8 protein-coding genes are annotated in these 8,528 nt (G+C 68.3%); 7 read left to right on the top strand and 1 reads right to left on the bottom strand.

All coding sequences use genetic code 11. The features are described from left to right. Positions 1-126: 126 nt before the first annotated feature. Complete coding sequence (locus DXK21_RS16030) at positions 127-558, top strand: SMI1/KNR4 family protein (protein WP_114818766.1); 432 nt, start codon at positions 127-129, stop codon at positions 556-558. Between the two features lie 68 nt (positions 559-626). Here the strand turns inward: DXK21_RS16030 and DXK21_RS16025 are convergent, their stop codons facing one another. Continuing rightward, positions 627-2,450 (bottom strand): ABC-F family ATP-binding cassette domain-containing protein, encoded by a 1,824-nt coding sequence (locus DXK21_RS16025; RefSeq protein WP_114818765.1) that lies wholly within the window; start codon positions 2,448-2,450, stop codon positions 627-629. A gap of 105 nt (positions 2,451-2,555) precedes the next feature. On the opposite strand from DXK21_RS16025, the gene DXK21_RS16020 reads away from it, so the two are divergent. The 6 genes from DXK21_RS16020 to DXK21_RS15995 all read left to right on the top strand — a co-directional run bounded on the left by DXK21_RS16020 (position 2,556) and on the right by DXK21_RS15995 (position 8,469). Then, positions 2,556-3,137 (top strand): TetR/AcrR family transcriptional regulator, encoded by a 582-nt coding sequence (locus DXK21_RS16020; RefSeq protein ID WP_114818764.1) that lies wholly within the window; start codon positions 2,556-2,558, stop codon positions 3,135-3,137. Further along, positions 3,134-3,472, top strand: coding sequence for a DMT family transporter (locus DXK21_RS16015; RefSeq protein ID WP_114818763.1), 339 nt, complete (start codon positions 3,134-3,136; stop codon positions 3,470-3,472). Before DXK21_RS16020 ends, DXK21_RS16015 begins: the two co-directional genes overlap by 4 nt. A 192-nt stretch (positions 3,473-3,664) precedes the next feature. Then, on the top strand, positions 3,665-4,132 hold the full coding sequence (locus DXK21_RS16010; RefSeq protein ID WP_114818762.1) for a YcgN family cysteine cluster protein: 468 nt from the start codon (positions 3,665-3,667) through the stop codon (positions 4,130-4,132). Positions 4,133-4,160: 28 nt separating this feature from the next. Further along, on the top strand, positions 4,161-6,587 hold the full coding sequence (locus tag DXK21_RS16005; protein ID WP_114818761.1) for a PAS domain-containing protein: 2,427 nt from the start codon (positions 4,161-4,163) through the stop codon (positions 6,585-6,587). Between the two features lie 288 nt (positions 6,588-6,875). Continuing rightward, a complete protein-coding gene (locus DXK21_RS16000; protein ID WP_114818760.1) occupies positions 6,876-7,325 on the top strand; it encodes a hypothetical protein in 450 nt (149 codons plus the stop codon). Then, positions 7,297-8,469: a DNA-packaging protein gene (locus tag DXK21_RS15995; RefSeq protein ID WP_245945256.1), complete on the top strand. Its 1,173-nt coding sequence runs from the start codon at positions 7,297-7,299 to the stop codon at positions 8,467-8,469. Before DXK21_RS16000 ends, DXK21_RS15995 begins: the two co-directional genes overlap by 29 nt. The last annotated feature ends 59 nt before the right edge of the window (positions 8,470-8,528 follow it).

Below are 8,528 nucleotides of genomic sequence, written 5' to 3'. Positions count from 1 at the left end.
TGACTGCCTTCCGAACAGGCCGCTGGGCGCGGCTGCGGGATCAGATGACACCCTTTCAGATATCGCAAAGCTGACTTCAGCCTTCCACCCATAGCAGACTCGCTGGGCCGCAACTAAGGTGCCCCAATGACCTTAGCGACCATCGATTCAGCCTTGGCTATTGTCGCCAAGCATCCTGACCGAGCGTTTTTTGCTGGGCCGCGCCCCGAGAAGCTGATCGTCCAGGCAGAGCTCGCTCTCGGCGGTTCGCTACCTCCTTCTTACCGGCGATTTGTTGAACGCCTGGGCGCAGGAAGCTTCGGCTCGGCGGAAGTCTACGGCATCATTGAAGAGCCCTTCGACGGACCAGTCCCTGACGCGGTCTGGATTACGATTGAAGAACGTGAGAGGGGCTCAATCCCCCACAACATGATCATCGTCGGCGATAGCGGCGACGGCAGCTACTATTGTCTGCAACAGGGCGAGGACGGCCCTGTCTTTTTGCTAGGAACGAACGGCAATAGTGTGGTCGCTGCTGCCGGTTTCGGGCAGTATCTGCTCTCCCGCTTCGCCAGTTAGAACGTCCGCTTTCCACCCCTAGCTGACATTCCGCCAGTCCGCTTGTCGAGGATGCGGGCAGCGCGGACCTACCCCGCCAGCGCCGCGCGCTTCTCTTCCAGTTCCAGCCATTCCAGTTCGGCGGCTTCGAGGTCGGCGCGGGCCTTGTCGGCGGCCTTCATGGCGGCGTCGAAGGCCTTGGGGTCGCGGGTGTAAAGGGACTGGTCGGCCAGGATGGCGTCGTGCCTGGCGATCTGGCTGGGCAGGGTTTCCAGCAGGGCTTCCAGTTCTTTCAGCCGGTGGGCGTCCTTGAAGGAGAGCTTGCCGGGTTTCTTGACGGCGACGGCTGCGGCCGGCGCGGGGTTGGCGGCGGCGCGGTCGGCGGCCTCCTTGTCCTGCGGACGCGGATTGGCGCCGGGCTGAAGGAAGCCGGGGTTCTGGCGGATGAAGTCGGTCCAGCCGCCGGGGGTTTCGACGATGTCGCCGCGCCCGTTCATGGCGATGGTCGAGGTGGCCAGACGGTCGACGAAGTCGCGGTCGTGGGACACCAGGATCAGGGTGCCGTCATAGGTCTCGAGCAGCTCTTCCAGCTTGTCGAGGGTGTCCATGTCGAGGTCGTTGGTCGGTTCGTCGAGGACCAGCATGTTGGCGGGCTTGGCCAACGCCCTTGCCAGAAGAAGGCGGTTGCGTTCGCCGCCCGACAGGGTCGAGATCGGCTGGCGCAGTTGGGCCTCGGAGAAGAGGAAGTCCTTGGCGTAGGCGGCGACGTGCTTGGAGAAGCCGCGCACGATGATGCTGTCGCCGCCGCCGGGCGTCAGGGCGTCCCACAGGGTCATGTCCGACTTCAGCCCCTCGCGCGACTGATCCAGATAGACGGGTTCGAGGTTGGAGCCGAGCTTGACCGTGCCCTCGTCGGGGGTCAGTTCGCCCAGCAGCACCTTGACCAGGGTGGTCTTGCCTGCGCCGTTGGGGCCGACGATGGCCAGCCGGTCGCCGCGGATGATGCGGGTGGTGAAGGGCTTGAAGATGGTGCGGTCGCCAAAGACCTTGGACACGCCCTTGAGGTCGGCCACCAGCTTGCCCGAGGTGACGCCGGAATCGACGCCGAGATAGAGCTCGCGCGGTTGGTCCTTGGCCCGTTCGGCGTGCTCGCTGCGCAGGGCCTGAAGCGAGCGGGCGCGGCCTTCGTTGCGGCTGCGGCGCGCGGTGATGGAGGAGTAGAAGGTCGCCGTCTCGCGCTCGATGGTCTTGGACAGACGGCGCAGGCTTTCGGCCTCCTCCTCCATGACCTTGGTGGACCACTCGTCAAAGGCGTCGAAGCCTTTGTTCAGGGTGCGGACGCGGCGGTTTTCCAGCCAGTGGACGGTGTTCGTCACCTTGTTGAGGAAGGCGCGGTCGTGGCTGACGACGAGGACGGCGAAGCGGGCCTGGACCAGCTCGTTCTCCAGCAGTTCGATGGCCAGGATGTCGAGGTGGTTGGTCGGCTCGTCCAGCATCAGGACGTCGGGTTCCTCGGCGAAGGCTTTGGCGAGAGCGGCGCGGCGGGTCTCGCCGCCCGAAAGGCCGACGGCGGATTTTTCCGGGTCGAGGCCGAAGGTGGCCAGCCAGCTTTCGGCGGTCCAGCGCTCGGCGCCGCCGGACGAGGCGTAGTCCAGCAGGGTCTCGCCCTGAACGTCGGGCTCCTGGGGCACATAGGCGAAGCGGGTGCCGGCCTGGACCGAGCGGTCGCCCGAGTCCTGCTCGATCAGGCCCATGACGATCTTCATCAGGGTCGACTTGCCGGCCCCGTTGCGCCCGACCAGGGCGGCGCGGGTGCGCGGTTCAACCGCGAGATCGACGCCGTCGAACAGCGGACGCTGGCCGTCCTGGAGACGGACGTCCTTGAGGGCGACGAGAGGGGGGCGAGCGGCCATGAAGACAATGCGATCGGCAAAGGGAAGGAGGGCCGCCCCTATAGACCGGGGGGGACCGTCAGGCCATCGCTTGATTACATACCAGTTGGACGGTAATGGAGCGATATGGACGCTCAGACACGCCGCCGCGCGCCGGAAGCAACCCGGGCCGAGATTATCGACATGGCCATAGAGGTCGCCGCGGAGCAGGGGGCGATGGGGTTGACGCTGGACGCGGTGGTCGCGCGCCTGCCGTTCAGCAAGGGCGCCTTGCTGCATCACTTCCCGACCAAGCCGGCCTTGCTGGAGGGCGTGATCGACCATCTGGCCGGGGAGATGACGGCCCAGGTGCTGGAAGAGGCGGGGCGCGATCCCAACCCCTATGGCCGCAATGCGCGGGCCTATCTGCGGGCGACGGTCAACGACCCGGTGACGGAGCGCGACGTCAGCATCGGCCGGGCGGCCTTGGTTGCCTGCGCCGTCGAGCCGGGGCTGATCGTGCGCTGGCGGGCGGCGATGCGGGCCCTGGCCGAGGACGATCCGGTCGATCCGGCGGGCAAGGACGACGCCCTGATGCTGCGGCTGATCGCGGACGGTTTGTGGATGAGCGACCTGTTCGGGACGCATGAGGTGTCGCCGGAGCAGCGGAAGGCTCTGTTGTCGTTGCTGACGCCGGGGGTGTTGCTGGCCGAGGCGGGCGAGGCATGAACCCCGTGACCTGGGCGGCGCTGCTGGGCGCCATCGGTCTGGAGGTGCTGGGGACCACGCTGTTGCAGCAGTCGCAGCAGTTCACGCGGCCCTGGCCGACGGCGGGGCTGGCGCTCTGTTACGGCCTGGCCTTCTATCTGCTGACCATTGCCTTGAAGCAGATGCCGGTGGGTTTGGCCTACGCCATCTGGAGCGGGCTGGGGGTGGTGCTGATCTCGATCATCGGCCTGGTTCTGTTCAAACAGAAGCTGGATGTGCCGGCGGTGGTCGGCCTGGTGATGATCGTGGGCGGGGTGGTGGTGATCAACCTGTTTTCCAAGAGCGTGACGCACTGAGCAATAGTTCTCCCTCCCCTATATGGGGAGGGTGGCTGGCGCGAAGCGGCAGGCGGGTGGGGGCGCTTCGGCACATCAAGCCTGCGTCCAGTATCGCCTCGCCCTCCCCACCCGGTCGCTGCGCGACCACCCTCCCCATGAAGGGGAGGGAGAAGGCGACAAAGCGGGCTTTGGCGCGTATAGGCCCGGCGCATGAAACCCTTCTGGGAAACAACACCGCTGACGGAGATGTCGGCCGCCGAGTGGGAGAGCCTGTGCGATGGGTGCGGCCTGTGCTGCGTCATTCGCTTCGAGGACGAGAACACCGGCGAGATCGTGCCGACGCGGGTGCACTGCAAGCTGTTCGATCCTGACAAGTGCACTTGCTCGGACTACGCCAATCGGCAGGAGCACGTGCCGGACTGCATCAAGCTGACGCCCGGCAAGATCGCGGGGCTGCGCTGGTTGCCGCCGTCGTGCGGCTATCGCCGGGTGCATGAGGGGCGGGGGCTGGCCTGGTGGCATCCGCTGATCTCGGGCGACCCGGAGACGGTGCATGCGGCGGGGGTGTCGATCCGGCGCCAGACCATCTCGGAGGCGGCGCTGGCGACGGAGGAGGACGCCCTGGATTTCGAGGCGCCCGAGTGGATGCTGGAACGCGGCGGCGACGCTAACGAATAATTCGTCGTGCGGGGGATAAGGGGGAAGCATGGGGATCGTTGTTACGCGAGCAGGAGCGAAGGACACGGCTGAACGCGATGCGTTCGACCGGCTGACCGCCATCGCCTGCGCCGCGTTCGACGCGCCCCACGCCATGATCACCGTGCTGGACGAGGACCGCGCCGTGTTCCGGGCCGGCGTCGGCCTGGAGGAAGTCAGCGTGCCCCGGCTGGAGAGCGTGAGCCACCATCTGGCGGCGTTGGGCCCGGAGGCGGTGTTCGTGATCGAGGACACCCATGCGAGGGCGGATTACCGACGCCACCCGTTGGTGACGGGCGAGCCGTGCATCCGCTTCTTCGCCGGAGCAACGGTCTGCGATCGAAGCGGGACGGCGGTGGGCGCCATCGGCGTCATGGACGTCAAGCCTCGGCCCGCCCCCACCGAGGCGCAACTGACGTTGCTGCGCCAACTGGCCGGTCTGGCCGGCGATCTGCTGGAACACGCCGAGGCCGTGCGGCAGGAGGCGGCGCGTCTGGAGACGTTGCGGCTGGCCGAGGACATGGTGGGGGTCGGGCGCTGGCGCTATGAGGTGGCGTCGGGCGCCGTGACCTGGTCGGACGAGATCTATCGTATTCACGGGGTCGAGCCGGGCGCCTTCGCCCCGAGCCTCAGCGACGTGTTCGGCCACTATCACGCCGAGGACCGTGTCGAGATCCAGGGTCTGGTCACGCGGGCGCTGGAGGCAGGCGAGGGCTACAGCTTCAAGCTGCGGCTGCTGGGTAAGGACGGCGTGGAGCGGGTGGTGGCCGCCGAGGGGGCCGCCGAGAAGGACGCTACGGGACGGGTGATCGCCCTGTTCGGCGTCTTGCAGGACGTGACCGAGCGCGAGCGGCTGTTGCGCGCGGCCCAGACCAATGAGCGGCGCTATCGCCTGCTGGCGGAGAACACCGGCGACGTCATCACCCGCGTCAAGATGGACGGGTCGAGCAAGTATATCTCGCCGGCGATTCAGCAACTGCTGGGCTGGACCTATGAGGACATGAGCGGCCAGTCGACCGACTATGTCCACCCCGAGGACCGGCTGCAGGTGCTGCAGGCGATCAGCGCGGCGGTGAAGACCGGCCAGCCGACCCGGCTGGAGCATCGGGCGGTGCACCGTCAGGGGCATACGGTCTGGGTGGAGTCCGCCTTCAAGGCCCTGAGGGACGAGCACGGCCAGGTCGACGACGTGGTGGTGGTGATCCGCGACATGACCCAGCGCAAGCTGCTGGAGGACGAGGTCATCGAGGCCAAGGAACGGGCCGAGAAGGCCGCCCAGGCCAAGAGCGAATTCCTGGCCAATATGAGCCACGAGCTGCGCACGCCGCTGACCAGCGTGATCGGGTTTTCGGGTCTATTGCAGGGGTCGGACGCCCTGCCGGCCCAGGAGCGGGTCTATGTCGAGCGGATCGCCACGGCGTCGGAGGCCCTGCTGGGCGTCATCAACGACATCCTGGACTATTCCAAGCTGGAAGCGAATGCGATCGAGATGGACCCCGAGCCCTTCCAGGTCGCGGCCCTGGTGGACGGGGCGGCGGCCATTGTCGAGGGGCAGTGCGTCGGCAAGGGTCTGAGCCTCAAGGTCGAGGTCGATGCGGCCATGCCCGAGGTGCTGACCGGGGACGCCGGGCGGCTGCGTCAGGTGATGCTGAACTTCCTGTCCAATGCGGTGAAGTTCACCGGCAAGGGCGGGGTGACGCTGCGGGTCGGCGGGGCGCCGGACGCCGATGGGCGCTGGCGGTTGCGGGTGGCGGTGACGGACACCGGCATCGGCATCCCGGCCGAGAAGGTCGGGCTTCTGTTCGAGCGGTTCTCGCAGGCCGACGCCTCGACGACGCGGGTTTACGGCGGCACCGGGCTGGGGCTGGCGATTTCGCGGCGGCTGATCGAGATCATGGGCGGCGAGATCGGCGTCGACAGCCAGCCGGGCGAGGGCGCGACCTTCTGGTTCGAGACGCCCTTGGCCCAGGGCGGCGCCGTCGGGCGGCTGGCCAGCGGCGACGAAGACATGGCGGCGCCGGGCGGTGTCGCGGACGGGCGCATCCTGATGGCCGACGACGCGCCGGGGAACCGGGAACTGGTCAGCGCCATCCTGAGGGGGTTGGGGCTGGAGATCGACACGGTCTGCGACGGCGCCGAGGCAGTCCAGGCCATGCAGACCGGCGCCTATGACCTGGTGCTGATGGACGTGCATATGCCGGTCATGGACGGACTGGCGGCGACGCGGGAGATCCGGCGGATGCAGGCGGGGACGGAGCGGCGCACGCCGATCCTGGCCTTGACGGCCAACGTCCAGGCGGACCAGGTGGCGCGCTGCCTGGAGGCGGGCATGGACGGGCATCTGGCCAAGCCGATCCAGATTCCCGAGCTGGCCGGGGCTCTGGGGCGCTGGATGGCGGCGGACGGCGCGGTCGGGGACGAGGCGCTGGCGGGGTGATCGCGTGCTTTCCTCCCTGTCGCGAAGCGATGGGGAGGTGGCGCGGGCGCGCAGCGGCCATGACGGAGGGGGCGGCGGCACCCTGTCCGAATTTGCGCCCAAATGATTGATGGCGCCGCCGCCCCCTCCACCGCTACGCGGTCCCCCTCCCCACAAAGTGGGGAGGAACGAGCGGCATCCTGCGGCCGCTATCGCAGTTGCGGGGCGCAAACCCGGTAAATTCCAGCGATTGATCTGTTCTCGCTGCTGTTCGCCAGCCTGAGGACGCTGGTCCGCTATGGTTTGGGCATGACGGGAAATGGGGACGAGGCGGGGCAGGGCGCGGACTGGCTGGACGAGGTGTTCGGCCGGCTCAAGACCCTGACCGATCAGGCCATCGCCGTAGTGGCGGCCGCCCCGGCGCCGGCCGATGTGGCCGAGGCCGAGAAGCGGGCGCGGGCCGTCGGCGTTCTGGCGCGCACGGCCAAGGCGGTGGCGGCGCTGAAGTCGCGACCCGCCCGCAAGACCCCTGATGAGGATGAAATGAGCGAAGACGATCGTGATGTCAGCGACGCCGAACTGGCCGGGCTCCAGGCCGAATTCTTCGCCCGTGTCGATCATCTTGTCGGAGGGTTCGAACGCAAGTCCCTTGCTGCGGGACTGGGTCGAGAGCCTGCCGCGCGAGGAGAAGATCCGGGCGCTGAGGGCCGGGATCAGGGCGGCGCCGAAGTTGAGCGAGGATCAGTTCTGGTCGCGTGACGGGGACTGGCGGACCTGGGTGCTGCTGGGCGGGCGGGGGTCGGGCAAGACCTTCGCCGGCGGGTTCTGGATGAACGAGCTGGCGCGGGAAAAGGACCTGACCTTTGCTCTGGTCGGGCCGGCGCTGCACGACGTGCGCGAGGTCATGGTCGAGGGGCCGTCGGGGCTGAAGGCGCAGGCGGCGAGCGACAACCGGCCGCGCTGGGAGGCGGGGCGGCGACGGCTGATCTGGCCGAGCGGCTCGGCGGCCTACGCCTTTTCGGCGGAGGACCCGGACAGTTTGCGGGGGCCGCAGTTTCATGGGGCCTGGGCCGACGAGTTCTGTGCGTGGAGACACCCAGAGACGACGTTGTCGAACCTGAGGTTCGGGTTGCGGCTGGGGGATGATCCCAAGCTGGCGATCACCACGACGCCGAGGCCGATCGCGGCGCTGCGGCGGTTGCTGGCCGAGCCGGGGGTGGTCAAGGCGCGGCTGGCGACGGCGGCCAATGCGGGCAACCTGTCGCCGGGATTTTTGAGCCATCTGAAGGCGCTCTCCGCCGGGACGCGGCTGGAGGCGCAGGAGATGGAGGGGCTGATCGTCGAGGCGGACGGCGCCCTGTTCCGGGCCGAGGATCTGGCGCGGGCGCGCGGCCATCGCCCGGCGAAGTTCGAGCGGACGGTGGTGGCGGTGGACCCGCCGGCCAGCGCGCATGGCGACGCCTGCGGCATCGTGGTCGCGGGGCGCAAGGACAAGGTCGGATACGTGCTGGCGGATCGTTCGGCGCGGGGGCTGTCGCCCGCCGGATGGGCGCAGCGGGTCGCGGAGACGGCGCGCGAGTTCGGCGCCGACCTGGTGCTGGCCGAGGCCAACCAGGGCGGCGAGATGGTGCGGACCCTGCTGGGGCAGTCGGACTGCGAGGTTCAGATCAAGCTGGTCCACGCCAGCCGGTCGAAGAAGGCGCGGGCCGAGCCGGTGGCCGCCTTGTACGAGCAGGGGCGGGTGGTTCACTGCGGCGCCTTTCCGGCGCTGGAAGAAGAGATGATGGCCCTGGGGAGCGAGGCGGCGGGGGCGAAGAGCCCGGACCGCGCGGATGCTCTGGTCTGGGCGCTGACGCATCTGCTGCTGGCCGGGAAGACGCAGCCGAGGTTGCGGGCGCTTTAGATTTTTCCTCCCTGTCGCGCAGCGATGGGGAGGTGGCGCGGCGCCGAAGGCGACGTGAC

The organism is Brevundimonas bullata, from assembly GCF_003350205.1.
In the GTDB taxonomy this organism is placed as follows: Bacteria; Pseudomonadota; Alphaproteobacteria; order Caulobacterales; family Caulobacteraceae; genus Brevundimonas; species Brevundimonas bullata.
This window is presented reverse-complemented; position numbering and strand designations above follow the sequence as displayed.

Bases quoted from the DNA above. Each gene is read 5' to 3' on its own strand.
- DXK21_RS16030 (WP_114818766.1), top strand. From the start codon at position 127: ATGACCTTAGCGACCATCGATTCAGCCTTGGCTATTGTCGCCAAGCAT.
- DXK21_RS16025 (WP_114818765.1), bottom strand. From the start codon at position 2,450: ATGGCCGCTCGCCCCCCTCTCGTCGCCCTCAAGGACGTCCGTCTCCAG.
- DXK21_RS16020 (WP_114818764.1), top strand. From the start codon at position 2,556: ATGGACGCTCAGACACGCCGCCGCGCGCCGGAAGCAACCCGGGCCGAG.
- DXK21_RS16015 (WP_114818763.1), top strand. From the start codon at position 3,134: ATGAACCCCGTGACCTGGGCGGCGCTGCTGGGCGCCATCGGTCTGGAG.
- DXK21_RS16010 (WP_114818762.1), top strand. From the start codon at position 3,665: ATGAAACCCTTCTGGGAAACAACACCGCTGACGGAGATGTCGGCCGCC.
- DXK21_RS16005 (WP_114818761.1), top strand. From the start codon at position 4,161: ATGGGGATCGTTGTTACGCGAGCAGGAGCGAAGGACACGGCTGAACGC.
- DXK21_RS16000 (WP_114818760.1), top strand. From the start codon at position 6,876: ATGACGGGAAATGGGGACGAGGCGGGGCAGGGCGCGGACTGGCTGGAC.